We start from the raw sequence: 20,759 nt of genomic DNA, 5'->3' as shown, positions 1-20,759 counted from the left end.
GATCAGATATGCAAGAATATCATCACCTTCTCCCCTTAGCCACAGGCTATTTCGGGGCCAGTTCGGCATTATACGATTTCGAAGGACTTGTTGTTGTATACGGACCGGCCGGCGGAGCATGGCACATAAACATCGAAGATGAGCCGCGATGGTACAGGGGCCCGGCCACAGTAGTGGGCGCAGGACTTCTGGAAATGGACGTCATCCTTGGAAACGACAACAAATTCATCGACAATATCGTGGATACGGCCAAAGGGCTGAACTCCAGGTTCGTGGCTCTGACCGGAACCCCGATCTCCGAAATAATCGGAACCGATCTCAAAGGTTTTGCCCGGACAATAGAATCACGCATCGACATACCCGTGTTCATGGTGCCTACGGCCGGTTCGGAACCGTATCCCGAAGGTGCGTCCAAAGCATTCCTCTCTCTTGCCGACAGATTCATGGACCCGGATACACCCAAAATTTCCGGCGGCATCAACATTCTGGGGGCTATCCACCTTTCCACCGGCAAGGAGACGCATTTCCAGCCACTGACAGATATACTGAGCGAAAATAATTACAAGATAGTCGGGAACTTCTCGGGCTCGCTACCGGAACAGAACGACCCGCTTGAAGGAATCCGCAAAGCCCCCGGCGCCGAAATTAACGCCGTTGTATCCACAAGCGGACTGGATCTGGCAAACCGCATGTTTAAGGATTATGGAATTCCCTTTGTAGTGGGTATGCCGGTGGGGCTGGCAGGGTGTAACGCATTTATGGACATACTTGAGGGAGACACCCCCATCCCATCCAAAATAAGTGAATACACCAAATACAAGCACGCCGTGATTATAGGCGAACCGGTGCTCAGCTACGGGATAAAATACTCTTTAGCCCATGATTTCGGAATGGACAGAGTGGACGTGGTTTCCGTCACCCCAAGTGGAGCGCTCTTTCTCGACTACGAAGGGTGCAGGGGAACGCTGGTCGAGCAAGGTCCGGGCGACCTCAGCACCGATGATGAAAAACAGATAGAAAAGCTGATGAACGATCCGGACGTGGATTTAATTATAGCCGACCCGTGCTACCGTTCCATGCTTGCAGGGGACACCTCATTCATTCCGGTTCCCCACACTGCCATGAGTGCAAGAATTCATTGGGATATGGAATATGAATACCTGGCGGACAAAGGATATGAGTATCTGGCTTCACGCCTGTTGGAAGACTAAAAACATACACCCTTATAGTATCGGAGCAAGTCTTTAACGACTTGCTCCGATACAGAAAACATATCGCTTCCATGATAAATTTTTCTGCTCAACAGTAATGCCTTCACTATCACATATGATTTAATCAAACAGCACCGCAGCTTGAGCCGCACCGGAAATAAAATCGAATTTATCTACTCTTTCGGTCAGCTATTACCACTTCACCGAATCTGTTCCTGTATACAGCATATTATGCTATGCACCTTCTAATTGGTTAGTATTTATGCTGATCAGAATAACCGAGACAAATCACGGGAGATATCATGGCTAATTTTTTATTTGTGCTGAGTAAAGATGACAATGAAGCTGCAACCAGATGCTTTCAATTCGCTAAGATCGCTCACAGTAAAGGGCATCATGTGGATATGTTCTTCATTGACGGCGGCGTAGAATGGGCGGTCACAGGCAGGGATTTGACCCGGAAGACAACTACAGGAGATTGTCCTCAGGATTATCTGCCTTACCTGATCGAGAATGAAGTGAAGACGGGCATTTGTACTCCGTGCGCCAACAACCGCAATTTAGACGAAGCTACATTTCATTCAAACATGCAGTTGGACGGCGGCCCCCACCTCATCGACATGGCGGCAGATGCAAAAGTATTCAATTTCTAATTTCAGGAAATACCCTTGGATCACCGGTTCAAGGGTATTTACCCCTCAGTACATGGGCGAAATGAACAGAGGGACTACCTGTAAATCCAAACATACACCGGACGGCGACTTAACCTTAGAGACTCACGGCCACCACAAAAGATACCGTTACACCTGAAGGAACTGAATTATCTGGTCCTAGGCATTTCACTTCAGTTCTGCCGTCAGCAAATAAAAATCCAGCCCCTCAGGACTGGATTAATTTCTAAAAACAAAATTATCAGAAATGGTCGTAAACCAATCAACGGCCTAACCTCAGTGTGTTTTTTTGTGAAAGAATATGCTGGATTACAAAATCCTTTCCATTCGGAATATAGTCCTCAACCCATTTTTTTGCCCCGGCAACATCACCGGCCAGGACCATCGCGGTCATATGCTTGTGGTTGGCGATTTCATTTTGAGTATCATCCCGGTCATTTTCAATGCAGGCGATGATAACCTGCAAAGTCCGCATCAGGCTCTCTTCCAGGTCAGCAAGTTTTATACTCCCGGTCAACCCGACCAACGCCCTGTGATAATTAATATGTGCGTTGGCAATCGTAACCGGATCATCAAGTTCACCTACAGCCTCATACGCCTTGGTCTTTTCCACCAAATCGGCCAGCAGTCGTTCTGAGGCAGTCGGAATGCTCTCGCAGGCCTTGATCTCCAGGATATGGCGGGTCAAAAATATATCTTCAATTTCATCCAAATCCAATTTGCGGACGGAAGCTCCTTTATTTGGGAGATGCGCCACCAGTTCTTCCATGGATAATATACGCAGCGCTTCTCTCACAGAGCCTCTGGAAACCCCAAGGGAACGGGAAAGAGCTACTTCCTTCAGCTGATCACCGGGCAAAAAAGTTCCGTCAAAAATAGCCCTCCTCAATGAGGCGGCCACTTTTGCCACACTGCTTATTCCAGTTTGTTTACTCTGATCGGTTGTCATAAAAGCTCTATATTTTATTCATTGATTCCCAGATAATATTCCCCCGGGAAATTGACTTATCCACAATAGGGGCACCGATTGCTGTACCCAACTGATTTGGATGCTCACAATTAAAAATAGTGATATCACCCCGTTTGCCGACATCCAGTGAACCACGATCCCTATTTTTACCAAGGGCATAGGCTGCATTCAATGTGGCCCCGACAATTGCTTCCGCCGGAGTGAATTTAAACCACGAACAGGCTGCCGCAATGGTTAAAGGCAACGATGTAGCCTGAAACGATGAGCAGTAATCTGTTGCTACAGCGACAGGAACATTATTCCTGATGAACAACCGTCCATTGGCTTTGCGCTCATCAAGATAAAACTGCTCTGCAACCGGCAGAAGGACCGCAACGGTATCTGTCGCCCCGACAGAAAAGATTTCTTCATCCGGGGTATAAGTCAGATGATCCGCAGAAAGAGCATGCCCCTCAACAGCCGTACGCCAACCACGAGAATCGGAAGAGGCGTCAGCGTGCACATGCACTGGTAAGCCGAAAGAGGATGAAATTTCAATAAGTTCTTTGGCTTGGGAAGCTGAAAAATCACCATTCTCACAGGACAGATCCTGCGACTCGGCTATACCCTGCTCCGCTACGGCAGGCAGCATTTCCTTTTTGACCGATTCAACGAACTCGGCAGTGCTGCGACCATCCTGCGGCGCTATATGCGCACCTAGAAAGGTAACTACAATGTCCATCGGAGTCTGTTGCGCAGCCTCTTTGAGAAGCCTTAAGAGCCTCAGTTCTCCTTCTTTATCAAGACCGTAGCCTGATTTTACTTCAAGGGTTGTAACTCCACCGGCGGCAATCTGATTAAAAGCACGCACAGTATTGCTGATCAGCTCTTCATCCGAGGCCTTACGGGTATTCACGATTGTGGACCATATTCCGCCGCCCTCGGCACGGATATCCTTTCCGCTTGCCCCTTCAAGCCTGCGAACATATTCCCAATGCCTGTTGCCTGCAAATATCGGGTGCGAATGGCACTCAACAAGGCCCGGAAGGACCGTCTTCCCTGTCGCGTCCAGCAGTTCGGTATCATCTCCATACTTTTTCAAAATTTCAGCAGTGGTCCCGACTGATACGATTTCACCTTCGCGGATAGCAACAGCCCCACCCCGAATTATATCAAGTTCACCCTGAGCCTTTCCGGCTCTCGGTCTGTTTCTATCAGATATGCATACCAGACTGGCTGCATTGATAATGGTAAGGTTACCGTTCATTACACTCTCTTAATTTGATTCAATAACTTCACGCACTCAAATGGAGATCAATCAATTGATGCTGCTCATAACATTTTATATCAGTTCCTGGAGAACCCGCGCAGTTATGCTTAAAGCGCCCAACGTTGTTATACCGGAAACTTCATGCACGAGTTTGCGCTGGCTTTCAGTAAACCCCATATCATCCATAAGAATAAAATCGGCTCCGCTGTTCTTTGCCCCCTCGGCAGCCAGAGCAAGAACATCGTTGCCGTCATAAGGTGAAGCGGCTGAAGTCGAAACTTCAGCCGCATAGGGAGCCCACTGAGCAGGTGCCGCGCTCATATCCGATTGCGGCCCGACAATGCATAAATGCCCGTTTGCGGCAATTGATTCTACTACGGACCGAATTATGACTATCGGCTCGATAATTCCGGGTACGGCCTTTTTCAGATCAGGGAACTGCCCCGAACACAGCAGGAAAAAATAATCGCACTGTTTTTCTAAAAATTCTGCAGCATCAACAAGTCTTGGCAATAAATATTTTTTGGCAACATAAACGCCGTTAACAATGCTGTTTTCACCATGCATACAGGTCTCAATGCCGGCCTCTCCCTCAACCGGAGCAAGGCTCTTTATTTCCTGAGCGGAAAGCCCATCCAGTGCCCCCCGCTGACAAACCTGAATATCATCTCCCAGTATGGAACGCAGTGAAGGCTCAACATCAACACGCGGCGATTGCCCCAGCGTAACTAACCCCAATTTATATCTTTTACTCATAACCGACTTTTAAAAGTTCCTTACCTAAAAAACAGGGGAAACACTTCATGACGAAGTGTTTCCCCTGCATAATTTTTTAGAACCTATTTAGGTGATTCGCCATTGATAAGCGGTTTAGCCAGTGCACCGGAGTCTGCACCCCATTTTTTGAGAATGCTCATATAAGTTCCGTCAGCAAAAACTTTTTCAAGTGCTGCGAAAACTGCATCACGCAATTGGGTATTATCCTTGCTGAAAGCAATTCCGTAAGGATTGGACTCAAGGAGAGGACCGACAGCTACATAGGCATTGTTCTGCTGAATATTGACCCAGCCGAGAGCTTCAGGACTCAGAGCTGATGCCTGAGCACGTCCCTGAACCATCTGCATACGAGCAGAGCCTGCGGAATCTACAGCCATGATGTTGATTCCTGCTTTTCCCTTGGCAACAAGATTTTCCTTGCTCCATCTCTGCATGGTTGTGAGGTAATCGGTTGAAGCGGACACAGCCAGAGTTTTACCGCTGAGGTCTTCCAGACTTTTGATCTGACCTGCGAGAGCTTTTGGAACAAAGCACTGTGTTCCGGAGTTGAAATAGTCGATAAAATCGAGAGTCTTTCTACGCACAGCACTGTCGGACATGCCGGAGATAACCATATCGACCCTTTTGGTGTTGATAGAGTTTATCAACTGGTCAAACTGCTGGTCGTCATACTGGACTTTAACACCAAGCTCCTTGGCAATGGCATCGGCAATTTCCACATCGATACCCACCAATTTACCGGACTCAGGGTCCTGATACTCCATGGGGGCGAAAATACCGTTAATACCGATGACGATTTTACCACTGGACTTGATTGAATCAGGCAACATATCATGAAGACCGGAAGCAAAGCATATTCCAGACAAACTCAGAGCCAGCAGACATACTGATGCAGCAATAATTTTTTTAAGCAATGTCATTTCCTCATACATTTACCATTGCTGGTGTTGAATATTACAAACAAACATACGAGTTAAGAGTTACTGAAAATCTCTAATGACCGAGTCAGGTGAGTATCATTCGGACCTTCCAGTAGATTCTAATTCCGTATCAACCTTGTCTTATTTTATCTCAATAAAGACAGGAGCTAGGCTATAGCTCCTATGAAAGCCCTGGTCCGCTCATTTTTAGGATTGCCGAAGACCTCTTCCGGTGTGCCGGACTCCAGAACATATCCGTCATCCATAAAGACGACTTTGCTGGCAACGTTTTTGGCGAACTCCATTTCGTGTGTGACTACGACCATGGTCATACCGCTCCCGGCAAGGTCGCGCATAACATTAAGCACTTCCCCGACCAGTTCTGGGTCAAGTGCGCTTGTGGGTTCATCAAACAGCATCAGGGCCGGTTCCATTGCCAGTGAACGGGCAATCGCCACGCGTTGCTGCTGTCCACCGGAAAGCTGTTTCGGGAAGCGGTCCGCCCAATCCCTCAAACCGACCTTTTCCAGCAGGCCATAAGCACGCTCTTTCATCTTTGCGGGATTTTTTCCCTGCACGTAAACCGGCCCTTCAATAATATTTTCAAGAACAGTCATGTGCGGGAAAAGATTGAAATTCTGAAAGACCATGCCGATTTTACCACGCATGCGGCAGAGCTGTTTTTCGTTCTGCTCATAGAGCTTGCCGTTGCGCTCAGTCATTCCTACAAGCTCGTTATCAACGTAAATGCGTCCGGCATTGATTTTTTCCAAGTGATTGATGCAGCGCAGAAGAGTACTCTTTCCTGACCCGGAAGGTCCGAGCAGACAGAGCACATCCCCTTTATGAACTTCCATATCAATGCCTTTTAAAATTTCATGCGCGCCGTATGACTTATGGACATTCTGGATTCGGAGCATGGGATTGGAATCTGACATAATTATGCTCCCATCTGTTTTTTAGGTAGAATGTATGAAATTAAAATATCAAACAAATTCTTGTTACTGGAAAAATTGTGGCCGCGATTGAAATAGCGTTCAATACCCATCTGAAGAACACTCAGGATCGTGACGACAATCAGATACCATCCGGTTGCGACAATCAGCAGCTCCATAACCTTGGCATTCACAAAATATATAAGCTGCGCACGGTGCAAAAGTTCGGTGAAGGCAATCGCGCTGGCCATTGATGATGTTTTCAGCAGCCCGATAAATTCATTGCCCACAGGCGGGATAATTACCCGCATGGCCTGCGGCAGAACAATGCGGCGCATGGCAAGCAGACGGGTCATTCCAAGTGTGGTCGCAGCGTCAAGCTGCCCTTTGTCCACGGAAAGAATACCGCTTCGCACAATCTCGGTCAGATAAGCTCCTTCATTCAGTCCAAGGCCGAACAGAGCCGCCATAAACGGGGTCATCACATCAACCATACGGTATTCGGCAAAGCCGAGGTTGATGACAGGAAAAATCAGCGCAAGGTTAAACCAGATAAGCAGTTGCAGATAAACCGGAGTTCCACGGAAAAGCCAGACGTACAGCCCTGCAAACCAGCGCATGACCGGATTTTCCGATAAACGCATAACGGCAAAAACAACGCCGAGAATTATTCCCACGAACATGGAGCAGACAGTTATCAGAATAGTATTGCCGAGGCCGGAGATCAGTGAAGGAGAAAAAAAGAACTTGCCCACAACAGGCCAGTCTATCTGCCCGACCATGAAAGCATGAACAATAACTCCGAATATGATGATGAGAACCGCACCCGAAAACCAGCGGCCATAATGCCGCAGTGGAATAATTTCGTCCGTATTTTTCATTATTACCCTAAAAATTCAGAAGTTTTTGTCAAAACAGAGATAAGAAACAAGCAGCAGTATCAATGAAAGAAGAATACTATCTGCAACATTGTTCGACAATTTTTGTAGGACAATATTTGCATTCCATTTTTTTAGTTGTCAACTATTAAGTGAGCGAGGGAAATGAAGGGTAAAAAATGTATTTCTTGAGAAAAGCCACATAAACATTGAATCCAATACTCTCAGTCGGATAGGTCAATATTGGAATTTACATTTGCATTTCATCATATGTAACTGTTATCAATTTTTGGCTCTGATTCAACTACTATATAGAGGGAAACTATGTCCTTATATGTATCCGCAGAAGATTCAGCAGACAATCCTGAATTCTCATGGGACGGAAAATTTAAAAACCAGACATTTGAAAAAGACTTTTCTGCCGAAACTTGGCCGGATAAGCGAAATAGACTTGGAATCATCGGAGGGGTTGGCGGACTGGCCTACGGCCTTGCCGGAATCGGGACATGGGTCGATCTCGGTGCTACCCCAATTGTTAAAGGCTTGACCATTGCCCGTTTGCTTGTCTCCCTTGCCGGTATTTTTCTTTTCTTTGCATCCCGCAGGCAAACCAGCTCTGAAACAATGAATAAGCTATGGCTGGCTTTCTTTTGTCCGCTTGGAATCTATGAAACAGTTGAGGCTGTTCTGCTATATACTCCGAATCTCGAATTCAGTGTCCCGTTTACACTGCTAATCATTTTTTTGATGTACCTGCTTATCCCACAGGACCTTAAAACAATACTCTGGACTTCCTCACTGGCTTCTATTCTATACGTAGTGGCCCTTGCTTCGTTTACTGTTCCCAAGTGGACCAATTGTATTCAACTTGCTCTATTTTTCATTTTTGCCAATATATTAGGAGCATATCTGTTACTTACCAGATTAAAAAGTGAACGGCTGCGTTTTGCGGCACTTCAGAAAGTCCAAAAGCTGAATATCCAACTACAGGAAGAGATCAGTCAAAAAAAAGAGATAAACTCCAAGCTTGAACAACTGGCAATTACTGATGAATTGACCGGCATTTTCAACCGCCGCCATTTCATGTGCTGCGCCGAGAAAGAGCAAGACCGTTTCAAACGCTATGGAAACACCTATTGCCTGCTGATGTTCGATATTGATAATTTCAAATCAGTTAATGACACCCACGGACACTATGTTGGCGACAGGGTCCTGACAGTAGTTGCCCAGACTTTGAATTCAATGCGCCGAACCAACGATATCTTCGGACGTCTGGGCGGGGAGGAATTCAGCATGCTGCTGCCTCAGACCGAGCTTGAGCAGGGGCTCAGATTGGCAGAACGAATGCGGGAAGCGATAAGCGAATTACAATTTGATGTGCCTGTTAAACAAATAACGATCAGTATCGGGCTGAGCGAGATAGGAAAGGACGGATATTCATTTGAGGAAGTTCTCCACCAGGCTGACGAAGCTTTATACAAGGCGAAGGAACTTGGCAGGAATCAAACTCAATTATTTGCGAATAAAGATAAAAAAATGGCATCACAGGGGTAATGATTCATACCTGACCAGACAATCCAGAGAAGTGCTGAAAATCAAACTATAATAATGAAATAAATCTTGCCTCCCCTCCCATACAAAGAAAGAGAGGCTGTTTTCTTAGCGAGGAAAAGAACCGTTGTTGATGTCTATACAGGTGCCGTTGATATATTCCGGGCAATCTGTTGCCAGCCAGTACATGGCTTCGGCGACTTCTTCGGGATGACCGAAACGTCCGCTATAAACAACGGATTTAATCTGGTTGCGGCGTTCAATTGGAATAGTATGAAGCATATCCGTTTCAATGGGTCCGGGGGCTACAGCATTAATCACGATGCCGTGAGGCCCCAGAATCCTGGCGAAACTTTTGGTCGCGTTGATCAGGCCGGCTTTAGTGATGCCGTACCAGACATCGGGGTGGCCAATCTGTCCGGCAATGGATGCGTTGTTAACAATGCGCCCACGTTTGCGTTCAATCATTGACCTGGAAACCTCCGTGATCATGGCCACCGGAGCTTCTATGTTGATTTTCAAGATATCATGGACAGCCTGTTCAGTATATTGATCGTAGGGTGTCGCGAACATGATTCCGGCATTGTTAACCAGAACGTCTATGTCAGGCAGGTCTGCAACAAGCTCCGGAATTCCGGACACATTTTTGAAGTCATAAGCAACAGTCGTTACCTGCGGATGGTTGTTGAACGTGAAACTGGAAAAATCGCGGGCAACAACAATGACATTCGCCCCGTTTTCGATGAATCTTCCGGTAAGCTCAAGGCCGATTCCCTTGTTGCCTCCAGTTATAAGAACATTCTTGTTCTGCATGTTACTTCCTTTGGTTACAATTACATATAATCAATCACATCGCGTGTACTTCATTGAAAATTGTCGTCAACAGTCCTCAATCACGCATATTTCTGGCCAATTCCATAAAATCTAATAAGGTAGGCGAAAGGATTCTATTCTTATGCCAAACCATAATGACCTCTATAGTAAGCTTGTTGGGCCAGTCCAACTCAACAATATGCTTTTTCAATAATTCGTCTTGAATCGAAATTCTTGGCAACACTGCAATACAATCATTTTCTTTAATATAATTTTTGATAGCCTCAACACTTGTAGATTCTATAACTGAAGAAGGTTTAACTATATCTAAATTTAACATCTGCTTCAAAAGCAAGCCATGACCACACCCAGCTTTCGGTAATAACACGGTCTGTCCATTCAAGTCCGAAATATCAACATCAATTTTACTAGATAAATAAGAATCAGCTCTTGTCACAATTACAAAATCTTCAACCAGAACGATCTCTGAATGCAGATTAATAGAATCAATATGCTTAGAAAATATAAACGCAAAATCAACTGACTCAGTACGCAATTCATTTTCCAGCCCACTTTGGGAACAATTGGAAATATCAAAATTTACAAATGGATGGAGACTCAGGTATTTATTTAACACACCAGGCAAATAAGTTGATGCCACAGCTTCAGGCACAAGCAGACGAATGGTTCCTACCGGGCTTAATTTATTAGAAATATTAGCACGAGCTTCTTCCTCTATGGATAGCATTTTATTTGCATAAAACAACATTGTTTCGCCGGCATCAGTCAACACAATCTTTTTATGAATCCTTTTGAACAAAAGCTCTCCGAGCTCATCTTCAAGGCTTTTGACCTGAGCAGAAACAGTCGATTGAGCAAGATTCAAGGCTTCGGCAGCTTTGTTGAAATTCAACATTACTGCCGCCATTCTGAATGTCTTGATTTTACATAAATCCATAACCCTCTCCTTAATCGGACTTCTCGATTAAACCTATCAAGCATTTTCGTTGGACACAACAAACAAGATTTTGCAATACCACAATCCTTGGAAGTCACAAAATGCCCACGCAATTATTCTTAGCTATTTTCACATGTAACAATAAACTTTGCACAAAACTAAAACGAGTTTAATTAATGCCTTACGACATTCTTCAGATATGGGGTGGATTGTTTTATCTGCTTAACAAATTTTTCTTTTCAAGAGCGGAAAGGAGTTCAAAGGAATTCAATCGAAAATCATGGCGCATAAGATCATGGGTAGTTTATCTGGCAGGACTACCCGCATGGATTATAGTATTCGTATCAGAACACAACTGGATTGCAGCTTCGGTTGAATCTGGCGGTGCCCCGGCCATGATTTCAGGATTGATCATTGCCTGGAGAGGTCATGGAGCAGAACCCAAATGGTTAAATATACTTGCAAAAGCATCTGTTGCCGTCGGCCTTGGAATAAGTCTGTATGAATATGGAGGGCTCACAGACACAACCCAATTACTGGAACTAGGCATAGCAGCAGGATTTCTACTCGGAACATATATGATGGCCCAGGACGATCAGCAAGGGTACTTATGGCTTATGCTCGGAAATGTATCCTGTGCAGCTTTAATGGGACTACAAGGTTTTTATATACTTATGGCACAGCAACTAATATCGTTGATTTTCGTAATAGATGCATTTCTGATACGCCGGAAAATAATCGGGCATCGCGGAATAAAGGATCAGGCTTGATCTTGCAATCCGGGAAAATATGGCAAGATCAGATATTGCCAGTATTACTTTAGCCTGTTTCAAATAATATCCTTGAAGTATTGTGCTGTAACTGATTGCAGTTCTCCACTTTCTGCAATTTCATTTAAAACCCGTTGAACAATTTTCACGGCTTCCGGATCTGCGTGTTTGGAGAAAACCAAGTAATGTGAATAGGTATAAAATACTACAGGTAAAATCTTTACTTTTTTACCCCACCCTCCATGCCGTATTGTGTTAATAAGGCCAAGATCATGGAAATATATAAACCGGCCTCTTCCCTTGTCCAATTTCATCAGGTTCTGCGAAAGAGTTGTAGCTCCTGCATCTATGACAAGACCGCCCTGTTTAGTTAAAAATTTCTCGGAAGAAGTCCCGTGATTTGTCAAAATTTTCCCATTTCCCTTAAGCCTCCGGATGTCATTGAAACTTTTAATTTCTACATAATCATCACGGCGCATAGCAAGCACATGTCTAATTCTGTATAGCGGAGGATCCAAATAAATAAATTGGTTTTCTCGCGAGGGGGTACGGGTCATCCCTAAAAAGACATCTATCACCCCATTATACAAATCATGTTTTATCCGGCTAAATTTAACCAACTCAGGAGGAGCATCAAACTTGATATTCGGCGCTTTTTCTTCAATCAGTTTTATAATTTCAGAACACAATCCACGGACAACACAGACATTATCCACATTTTCAATATAATACTTGGGAAAACCGTCCTGATAATATGTTTTCAACGTAAATGCCGAAGCATAAATCGGAATAAAAATTACTACCATGACCGCAACGATTGACAAGTTGACTATCTTAAACATCTTCGTCTCCCTTTACACAATTCGAACTATGGTCATGAAGTAAAAACCCGGCACACCTTTAAGCAATTAAACTACCAAAATAACACCTTGACTACAAAAACCATAATCTAAAAATAATCAATTATATTTCAATAAGTTCATGAGCAATTGGGTGCCAAGATGTGTTTGATTTTTTATATTTGATAATAAAATTTATAGCTCTATGAATTTGCAAATTAAGCTGTATACCTCTGGTGCCGAAGGATTCAGTTCTCAGGCTGTAAGATTAAAAACACCCCGAAACCCACAGAATCTATTAAATGCCTAGGTTCTCGACATATTACATCAGCAAAATCCAGGCTCTATCCAGCCTACCCCATTAAACAATTGATAGTAATCGTTAGTATTCTGGACATCGTCGATTAATTTTGTTTTATTGGCTTTGTTTGAATACTCACCCATCCACCAAATGGATCAAATTATTTTGAGAGGTGACTGAAAAAATTCACACAAGATGAGATACAGGAAACACTGCAGTTTAAACTGGCGAATCGCTAAAATTAAGCATTAATTATTCAACATGCGAACAAAAACCATCCCATTTAAAACAAGTATCAGCTGTACTCTATGGATATTATTGCTATTTGCAACAAATGTTCATGCTGATAAGGGCTTAATGGTTTTCTCAACACAGGTCCAAAAAGGAGTTTACTATAAACACGTATCTCTGATTTTGAGCGAAGCTTTCAGAAGACTTGGCTATAGATTCCAATTAGAATCCTACCCTAGCAAACGTGCATTGAAAAATTCTAATTCCGGTGCTGTCGACGGGGAGGCTCTCAGGGTCGCGGGAATCGAAAAAACATACACAAACCTGATCAGGGTTCCTGAAGCCCTGCTGACAGGAGAAGGCTACGCCTATTCTACCAAAGAGATCGAAATTCCTAACGGCTGGGAAGACCTAAGAGGACATAGAGTGGCGGCAATCAGAGGTCTCTGGGCTTTTAAAAAAGCAGCCAGGTACGCAGCGCAATTTTATGAGGTGGATTCACAGACAAGTCTACTTCGTTTTCTCCTTAAGGGCAGGGCTGATATTATTCTTGATGGCCCCGCAATAGACCGTTTTTTAGTTAAGGAAGAATTCCGCACCAAGGGCATACGAAAACTAAAACCGGCACTAACCTCACTGCCATTTTACGCCTACCTTAATTGTAAGCATGAAGCCCTTGTAATTCCTCTGGCAAAGACATTACAGGAAATGAAATTGGATGGGACCTATGCTTCAATCATGAAATAGCTTACCCTGACACCTTTGCGAAAAACGTAATACGCAAATCTGAACGAAAGCAGTCAAAACAGGATTTGAAAAATTATACGCATTTATTTTTCTGTAATTCCGGGCAAATTTGAAGCGGAATAAACCGTCTCCAACAGGATTCCGTCCGGTCGGGCCAAATCAGGTTGTTCCAGCCCGGGTTCCAGTGTGGTTATCACGGCTCCGCCAATAATTTTGCGGCCTAATTTCCCATTTGTCTTCGTCTTCAATCCCCAGACAGAGTGAAAAACAACAGGCTCTCCATTGCGCTGGCCTATGTAGAGCATGATATGTCCGGGCTTGCGGATAAGGGTCAGAAAAGGAGTGCTCTGGCTGATGATGCTCTTTTTTTTCTCATCCCTGTCCATGCCTTCCAATGAAAACAATTGGCCTACCTTGACCTGCTGGCTTGAATTGCGGGGAAGATAGATACCAAAACCGGCCATGAGATCCATCGTGGAGGATGAACAGTCGCGGTCTTGATACAGACCGCCCCATCCGTACTGGCGACCGAGCATGTTGTTGATAATCATGCTGAAGTTAGCGGGCGTAGCAGGAATTGGCATGACATCCACTACCTCGGGACGAAGGGCCGCTGTAGCAAGAACAGCGTTGCCATTCCGGTCACGGACGGGGATATGAAAGTAAATACGTCTGCTTCCCGGGCGGGCCGGGGCATACGGCAAAATGGTCCCTACGTTCGCGGTGAATTGGTAGCTACCGTCAAGCTTCGCCACCGGAACTTCATCCTGAATGACCGCTCCGTACAGTCCGGAACGGAAGGTCTTTGCAAAGTCCTCATCCACCCAGCCGATATCTGTCACCGGCACCCAGCCGAAGGCGAAACGAGATTCCACCATGACCCACGCGCCGTCCGCGCTCATATGGCTTGCGTAAAGCGGTGTTCCCGCAAGGACAAGGGAGTTCTGCATGTAATCGAAGGGAAAACCTTCGCCTGCTTCGGCAAAGTCGTAAAAGGCGGGACGAAGGGTCGGCAGCACACGCATGCTGGTGTTGGTAACGGCAATGGCCCGTCTCGACATGGAAGGATAGCTATCCATGCATGAAAGCTGCTCCATTCTGAGCATCCAGCCCGGCGAACGGGGCAACGTGTTTTCCCCATATATTTTTTTAGGGCCATAGACCCTTATTCCCCAAAAAACATCTTCTGCGGAGTGAACAGGCTCTGACTGATCCCATGGGCCGAAATGGGCGGCAAGAAACCGATGGTATGCAGCATCCTGTTCCGGCTGAGAAATAAGCCGGGTGTCTGGAACAAGGTCGTTAAAGGCTCCGGCATCCTGCGGCAGATTTGACAGGTCGCCGATGGGGATGTTGGTTCTGCTGAAACATCCCGCAACCAGCAGGGTACAAAAAAGAGATATAAGTAATCGTTTCATGGCCCACTCCGAAGTTACACAATCACTGAACAATCCAACCTGTTTGCCATGAAATGTCAACGGATTACCCTCCCGTGAGATTGTTAATTCAACTATACTCTGACTTGTACCAACCACAGCGGGAACTTGTTGTCGGAGCACAGAAACAGTGGATAAATGCCAAAACATTTCCGTGCGCGCAAAAATGTGGTTGGCCACTCAAAAAAACGTAAATCATGACGACTCACGAACTGGTGAGGGGCAAAAAAGATACGATAAATCTGCTCCAAAGCTGTTTAACCATAGTTTAAGAGCTTCTGGATATTCCTTTCGTGAAATGAAAATCATAAAAATCAATAATTCTGACAACATTAATCTTGAGTATTGTACTTCTGACTAATATGACAGGAGCAGCAATCATCAAAGAAGTAATCCATGACACTTTCTTTATCAGAAATCGCTACGTTGCGCAGGAACTAATACACAGAAGCGCTGCATCAGCAAATCTCCTTCAATTTCATATTATTAAATAATTCTGAAAATTGAAGGTTATCCTGATTGGTTTAATTTGGTCACTGGGGGTTGGTGATTTTTTGGGGTGATTCTGTGAATTATGTCGGGGGGGGGTGGATTATTTGGATCGTTGCGGTGGCTTCGATTTCTTCGGTTGACCGAAAATGTAAAATAATCATAATCTGATTTTATTGCTATAAAGAATGATCAAACACATGATATTTAAAGTAAAAGACAAAACGCATCTATATAATTAAACATTACAGCATCTTTAAAGAGGAACACTTTAATGCCTAAAGAAGACATTTTAAACAACCAATTTGAAGCGATAAGAGTATTACAAAAATCTATACAATTAAGCAAAAACATACTTCAAGACTACAACTGCATACAACACAACAAATACAACCTATCTTCTATACCAGATAAAGACAATATAATTAGCGCAAACTCGCAAATAATAAACGCACTTATTTATCAATTATCTACATTAATATCTGATAAAGCATGGTTTAACAACATTAATAAGAACAATATAAGATATAATACAATAAACAATGATTTTTTAATATCTAATTTACATGTATCTGACGATTTTTTGCAACTCATATCTTTGAAAAACTCTACTGTACTTGGAACATGGGGAAAATATAAATGCATATTACCTAAAATACAACAACCTTATAACCCAGAAAACACAGACATGTTGTTATTTATTGCGCACTGCAACCTACACAACAATATAAATAGGGGTAAAATTTTAACGGAAGCAATTAAGAATTATAGAAAAATGCTATTTAAATCTGGAATAAAAGAAATAGTAATTTACTCAGCAAATGAAACTGTGAGTTACGAAGATATTGCCTATGCACACCCCAAACACCCTCAACACAAACATTGGAGCCCTGCAACAACAGTATTTTTTTTCAAAAAAATATATAATAAATTCCCAAACTCTATCGTACTGACACATCCATATATTGCAAGTCTCTTACTTGATAACAACCTCTTTTTCAATTTTGACGCTTCACTCGTAATAGATGACAAAAAATTAGTTTTGAAATCTTTTTCTCAAATTTTAAACTACCTCAACAATAAGAACTGAATTAACAACTTACATCACAAACAAGATACTGGACCGCACTGGCACACCACTTCTATTTCTTCAATGGTCCTCGGCGATGACTTGGTTAAAAACAAGACCTGAAAGCTTATCCTGCTCTGGTCCAGTTTATCCTGCATCGCGAGTAAGCACATGGTGAAGAGATCGTGGAGTCGCCCTTCTACGCTCTGTCCTTCGCCTTCAAGTCCTTTCGGTGGTGTGATGTATCTTTCGTACAAGGTCACTGACACCGCTACTGGAACCTTGAAACCGGTTCCCTTAGACTGTTCGGTCACATCGATTAAATTTCCGTCTTCAATCGCCTGTTTCCGAGTATAGGAATAGATCATCCGAAACAGTGGATCGCAGTTAATTACCATCAGTAAATCTCCTTCAATTTCATATTGTTAAATAATACTGAAAATTGAAGGTTACCCTGATTGGTTTGATTTGGTCACTGGGGGTTGGTGATTTTTTGGGGTGATTCTGGGGATCAGTGTTGGGGATGTGTTCTGGTGGAGTTGAATAAAGTCGATGCAAATTGCTTGTAATGCTCTGAGATAATTTAATATATCTACTACAATTAAACTTAGCAAATGCTTTTAACGCTCCAATAAAATTATTCTTTGACTACAACTCGCAGGTATGATTAGAGTTTCCTTGACTGCAAAACTATTATTCTAAATATTCAATACTCGCACGAGGTTCACATATGGGCACAATACGAAGAGAAGTTCGCGACAATTACCTGAGTCGTTTTCCACATGAAGAAAGAATGCTGACACCTTTCCTGAGTGGTTTTTTTGTCACTTGGGCTAGAGAGCGAGTTGAATACAATACCTCTTTAAAAGTATTTTTTTTGTCCCCTGAAGATCACTTCAAAGAATCATACGGCTTTGATAACGAACTAATGCTTGTATATGCACCATATCAGCGCATGGAACCAAGAACCTTGCAAGCAATAGAGCAAATTTTTTCACAATCACCAGCAAAAGGACGTGTAGAAACACTAAATTATTTTTTAGTGTCAGACGCAGACAATGTTAGAGAGTGGCTTGATGACTATACATCATCTAGGCAAGAATCTAGAATCATAGTTTCCTTCACAAAGGATGAATTAGAAGAAAGTCGTGGAGACCCTTGGTATATCAGGAACAAATTGAATGAACAATTTTTTGGTAGAGATTTATTCAATTATTCTCTACCGTTAGTCGAAGACACTTATTTCTTTGGACGCCAACAGTTAGTCATGGAGTATATTGATGCGGTAAAAAGAAAAGAGAATAAAGCAATTTTTGGATTAAGAAAAACAGGCAAAACTTCTTTTCTTTTTAAAATTAGACGCCTCATTGAAGGCGAAAGATTCTCACTTGTGATTTATATTGATTGTAAATTGCCTGATGTGAGAAAATCGCATTGGTATGAGCTACTAGGAGATATTGCTGAACAAATAGCAACTAAACTCGACATTGAAAATGACTATGTATTTGATGACAGAAAAGCTTCAAGGTCGTTTTTAGAGTTAATAAAAAAAGCAAGAGAAATCGACAAACAAATTTGTATAATGTTTGATGAAATTGAGTTTATTTCTTTTGTTGCAAAAATTGACAAGCATTGGCATGAAGAATTTTTAGATTTTTGGCAGACAATGTGGTCATGTCAAAGTCAGGTAAAAAACTTCTCTTTTATAATCTCTGGTGTAAACCCCTCTGTTGTTGAGATAAACACAGTTTCAGGAGTTCAGAACCCACTCTTTGGAATTGTAACTCATAAATATTTGACAGGATTTTCGTCTGAAGAAGTAAGAATCATGATTAAACGCTTAGGCAAGCGTATGGGGATAAGATTTACACATGAAGCAATTGATGATGTACATGAGTGGTACGGTGGACACCCTTTATTGACAAGGCTTTGCTGTAGTTGGCTCAACACAATCATCTCGCAAAGTGAACAAAAACCAATTTCAATATCTCGTGAAATATTCAAAAACACAAAAGATCGATGTGACTCAGAATTAGTTTTCTATTGTGACCATGTTGTTTCAGAATTGAAAGAATTTTATCCTGACGAATATACTATGCTTGAATTGTTATCAAGCAATCAGATGGTCGATTTCATAGATCTTGCTGAAGGCGAAACATATATTAAACATTTAAAAAACTATGGTATTTTAAAAGAAGAAAACCAAGAATACTTACCGATGATACCAGTCGTCTGCAAATACGTTGGCACTGAGCTTGCGCGTAGGGAAAAACGTCAACTGGTTTTCAAAATCATTGAAACTAAACATAGAGAATCTTGGCTCAAAAGACGTGTTGAAGAGATCAAATCAGATATTAGAATGCTTGAGAGAATTATCTCAAATCTCAACGGCACAATTCTTTTTGGAGTAAATTCATTTCCTGAAGCTGATCGGTTTTCTAATGTTACAGTAGCTGAAAACATCGACAGTTTCACTGCTTTTATTAATGTCTGCTACAGGTGCTTTGTCGAATCTATAGATATTTACGGAAGATCAATTAATAAACAAAAATACTTTTGGGAAGAAGTAAAGACCACTTACCCTAACTTATTCCATGTATTGCACAAGATCAGAGTATATAGACATGAAAGAGACCACTTACAATTAAATAACAATGTAAGTGAACAATTAATTACCTTTTTAGACAACGATTTAGAAGGGAAAAATCCATCACAAGTTGAAGATTTTTACTTCGTATTACAACAACGCATCTTAGATTCGTTTTTGTACGAACTCCAAATTGTAATTAATAAATTAAGCTAGTTACACCAAACAAACCTCACAACAATATTATACTTATAACAACAATCACAATACCACCAGCCCACCCCCGGTTGACACCAAAGGTTGGCAGCACCCCAAAAAAACCGCAAATAAACGCAGAAAAGGGTTAACTCAGAAAATGAGTTAACCCTTTAATATTATACTAGTTTTGTACTAGATGGTGACCCCGGCAGGAATCGAACCTGCGGCACCAGGATTAGGAATCCTGTGCTCTATCCTACTGAGCTACGGGGCCACGCTGAAACTGTGGTCAGGCGAATGAACAATCGCTGTTTAACGCCTGAGGGGAGAATACATATACAACACTCTTAGCCATTGCAAGCATTTTATCAACCTTTTCCCGTATTTTTTGAGCACTCAGAACACCGAAAGTCCACCAAAAACCTTAAGTTGTCTATTCGGAAAAATCATCTTGTGCCATAGCTTGACACAATAGATTATTCATGACAGAAACCTTGCAGCTTAACACTGTTAAGCTTTGGGAGAAAAGTATGAATACCAAAACAATAGCAACACAGCAGCAACCTTTGCGCATGCTGATACTGGATGCAGCCCGCAAGCTTTTTGCCGAGCACGGCTACGCTCAGGTTTCAATGCGTAAACTGGCGACAACCATCGGATATTCGCCGACTACCATCTACCACCACTTCAAAGACAAAAAAGAATTATTTCTATGCCTGACCGAGGAGACCTACCGGGATTTCCTTCAGCATATCAATAAAATAATATCTCTCACAACTTCTCCCAGAGACGCACTCAAACAGATTCTGCACACCCTTGTGGACATGGGACTGCAAAACCCGAACGCTTACCGAGTCGGTTTCATGATGGAAAGCGACCTGTGGAAAGACCAGAATGATCATTTCCAGCACAATCCGCTGGGTAGAACTATGTATGACCGCATCAGTACCTGCGTCCGCAAATGCATGCCGGACAACGCCCGGGAAGAAGACATCATCGTGGCAACACATTCCGTGCTGGCCGCAACGCACGGGCTGACCTCGCTCCTGATAACATATCCGTCTTTCGAGTGGGGACCGCAGGATAAACTGAAAAAACAGGTTATAGATTCCGCAGTTGACGCCATCGGCAGACTGCCATACTAAATCAAACTTTTCGC

19 protein-coding genes and 1 tRNA gene are annotated in these 20,759 nt (G+C 43.1%); 8 read left to right on the top strand and 12 right to left on the bottom strand.

What is annotated here, in order from left to right; genetic code table 11:
• The first annotated feature begins 8 nt into the window (after positions 1-8).
• Both ACKU4E_RS01980 and ACKU4E_RS01975 read left to right on the top strand, forming a co-directional pair.
• The gene (locus ACKU4E_RS01980) at positions 9-1,211 is read left to right on the top strand and encodes a nitrogenase component 1 (protein WP_320169413.1); all 1,203 of its coding nucleotides are present in this window, start codon (positions 9-11) and stop codon (positions 1,209-1,211) included.
• Between the two features lie 302 nt (positions 1,212-1,513).
• On the top strand, positions 1,514-1,864 hold the full coding sequence (locus tag ACKU4E_RS01975; RefSeq protein ID WP_320169412.1) for a DsrE family protein: 351 nt from the start codon (positions 1,514-1,516) through the stop codon (positions 1,862-1,864).
• A 280-nt stretch (positions 1,865-2,144) separates the two neighbouring features.
• Here ACKU4E_RS01975 and ACKU4E_RS01970 read toward each other — a convergent pair whose 3' ends face one another.
• The 6 genes from ACKU4E_RS01970 to ACKU4E_RS01945 form a co-directional block, all read right to left on the bottom strand.
• Positions 2,145-2,831 (bottom strand): GntR family transcriptional regulator, encoded by a 687-nt coding sequence (locus ACKU4E_RS01970; RefSeq protein WP_320169411.1) that lies wholly within the window; start codon positions 2,829-2,831, stop codon positions 2,145-2,147.
• Positions 2,832-2,838: 7 nt separating this feature from the next.
• Entirely contained in the window at positions 2,839-4,098 is a 1,260-nt protein-coding gene (gene hutI / locus ACKU4E_RS01965; RefSeq protein WP_320169410.1) for an imidazolonepropionase, read from the bottom strand.
• Positions 4,099-4,173: 75 nt separating this feature from the next.
• Positions 4,174-4,857, bottom strand: coding sequence for an AroM family protein (locus ACKU4E_RS01960; protein WP_320169409.1), 684 nt, complete (start codon positions 4,855-4,857; stop codon positions 4,174-4,176).
• Positions 4,858-4,940: 83 nt separating this feature from the next.
• A complete protein-coding gene (locus ACKU4E_RS01955; RefSeq protein WP_320172605.1) occupies positions 4,941-5,798 on the bottom strand; it encodes an ABC transporter substrate-binding protein in 858 nt (285 codons plus the stop codon).
• A 167-nt stretch (positions 5,799-5,965) separates the two neighbouring features.
• Positions 5,966-6,736 carry an amino acid ABC transporter ATP-binding protein gene (locus tag ACKU4E_RS01950; RefSeq protein WP_320169408.1) on the bottom strand — a complete coding sequence of 257 codons (771 nt, stop codon included), beginning with the start codon at positions 6,734-6,736 and terminating at the stop codon, positions 5,966-5,968.
• A gap of 2 nt (positions 6,737-6,738) precedes the next feature.
• Positions 6,739-7,614 (bottom strand): amino acid ABC transporter permease, encoded by an 876-nt coding sequence (locus ACKU4E_RS01945; RefSeq protein ID WP_320169407.1) that lies wholly within the window; start codon positions 7,612-7,614, stop codon positions 6,739-6,741.
• 321 nt (positions 7,615-7,935) lie between these two features.
• Between ACKU4E_RS01945 and ACKU4E_RS01940 the strand changes: the two genes are divergently transcribed.
• Positions 7,936-9,165 carry a GGDEF domain-containing protein gene (locus ACKU4E_RS01940; RefSeq protein ID WP_320169406.1) on the top strand — a complete coding sequence of 410 codons (1,230 nt, stop codon included), beginning with the start codon at positions 7,936-7,938 and terminating at the stop codon, positions 9,163-9,165.
• Between the two features lie 105 nt (positions 9,166-9,270).
• On the opposite strand, the gene ACKU4E_RS01935 is transcribed toward ACKU4E_RS01940, so the two are convergent.
• Both ACKU4E_RS01935 and ACKU4E_RS01930 read right to left on the bottom strand, forming a co-directional pair.
• Positions 9,271-9,975: an SDR family oxidoreductase gene (locus tag ACKU4E_RS01935; RefSeq protein ID WP_320169405.1), complete on the bottom strand. Its 705-nt coding sequence runs from the start codon at positions 9,973-9,975 to the stop codon at positions 9,271-9,273.
• 76 nt (positions 9,976-10,051) lie between these two features.
• Positions 10,052-10,933: a LysR family transcriptional regulator gene (locus ACKU4E_RS01930; protein WP_320169404.1), complete on the bottom strand. Its 882-nt coding sequence runs from the start codon at positions 10,931-10,933 to the stop codon at positions 10,052-10,054.
• 176 nt (positions 10,934-11,109) lie between these two features.
• Between ACKU4E_RS01930 and ACKU4E_RS01925 the strand changes: the two genes are divergently transcribed.
• Positions 11,110-11,703 (top strand): hypothetical protein, encoded by a 594-nt coding sequence (locus ACKU4E_RS01925; RefSeq protein WP_320169403.1) that lies wholly within the window; start codon positions 11,110-11,112, stop codon positions 11,701-11,703.
• Between the two features lie 59 nt (positions 11,704-11,762).
• Here the strand turns inward: ACKU4E_RS01925 and ACKU4E_RS01920 are convergent, their stop codons facing one another.
• A complete protein-coding gene (locus tag ACKU4E_RS01920; RefSeq protein WP_320169402.1) occupies positions 11,763-12,545 on the bottom strand; it encodes an ABC transporter substrate-binding protein in 783 nt (260 codons plus the stop codon).
• A gap of 655 nt (positions 12,546-13,200) precedes the next feature.
• Between ACKU4E_RS01920 and ACKU4E_RS01915 the strand changes: the two genes are divergently transcribed.
• Positions 13,201-13,821: a transporter substrate-binding domain-containing protein gene (locus ACKU4E_RS01915; RefSeq protein WP_320169401.1), complete on the top strand. Its 621-nt coding sequence runs from the start codon at positions 13,201-13,203 to the stop codon at positions 13,819-13,821.
• An 83-nt stretch (positions 13,822-13,904) separates the two neighbouring features.
• On the opposite strand, the gene ACKU4E_RS01910 is transcribed toward ACKU4E_RS01915, so the two are convergent.
• Entirely contained in the window at positions 13,905-15,239 is a 1,335-nt protein-coding gene (locus ACKU4E_RS01910; RefSeq protein ID WP_320169400.1) for an SH3 domain-containing protein, read from the bottom strand.
• A 781-nt stretch (positions 15,240-16,020) separates the two neighbouring features.
• On the opposite strand from ACKU4E_RS01910, the gene ACKU4E_RS01905 reads away from it, so the two are divergent.
• On the top strand, positions 16,021-16,836 hold the full coding sequence (locus tag ACKU4E_RS01905; RefSeq protein WP_320169399.1) for a hypothetical protein: 816 nt from the start codon (positions 16,021-16,023) through the stop codon (positions 16,834-16,836).
• A 14-nt stretch (positions 16,837-16,850) separates the two neighbouring features.
• Here the strand turns inward: ACKU4E_RS01905 and ACKU4E_RS01900 are convergent, their stop codons facing one another.
• Positions 16,851-17,213, bottom strand: coding sequence for a DUF6573 family protein (locus tag ACKU4E_RS01900; RefSeq protein WP_320169398.1), 363 nt, complete (start codon positions 17,211-17,213; stop codon positions 16,851-16,853).
• Between the two features lie 332 nt (positions 17,214-17,545).
• Between ACKU4E_RS01900 and ACKU4E_RS01895 the strand changes: the two genes are divergently transcribed.
• Complete coding sequence (locus tag ACKU4E_RS01895) at positions 17,546-19,618, top strand: hypothetical protein (RefSeq protein WP_320169397.1); 2,073 nt, start codon at positions 17,546-17,548, stop codon at positions 19,616-19,618.
• Between the two features lie 179 nt (positions 19,619-19,797).
• Here ACKU4E_RS01895 and ACKU4E_RS01890 read toward each other — a convergent pair.
• A tRNA-Arg gene (locus tag ACKU4E_RS01890) sits at positions 19,798-19,874 on the bottom strand.
• A 256-nt stretch (positions 19,875-20,130) separates the two neighbouring features.
• On the opposite strand from ACKU4E_RS01890, the gene ACKU4E_RS01885 reads away from it, so the two are divergent.
• Positions 20,131-20,745 carry a TetR/AcrR family transcriptional regulator gene (locus tag ACKU4E_RS01885; RefSeq protein ID WP_320169396.1) on the top strand — a complete coding sequence of 205 codons (615 nt, stop codon included), beginning with the start codon at positions 20,131-20,133 and terminating at the stop codon, positions 20,743-20,745.
• The last annotated feature ends 14 nt before the right edge of the window (positions 20,746-20,759 follow it).

The sequence above is a fragment of the Maridesulfovibrio sp. genome (assembly GCF_963677005.1).
GTDB lineage: Bacteria > Desulfobacterota > Desulfovibrionia > Desulfovibrionales > Desulfovibrionaceae > Maridesulfovibrio.
This window is presented reverse-complemented; position numbering and strand designations above follow the sequence as displayed.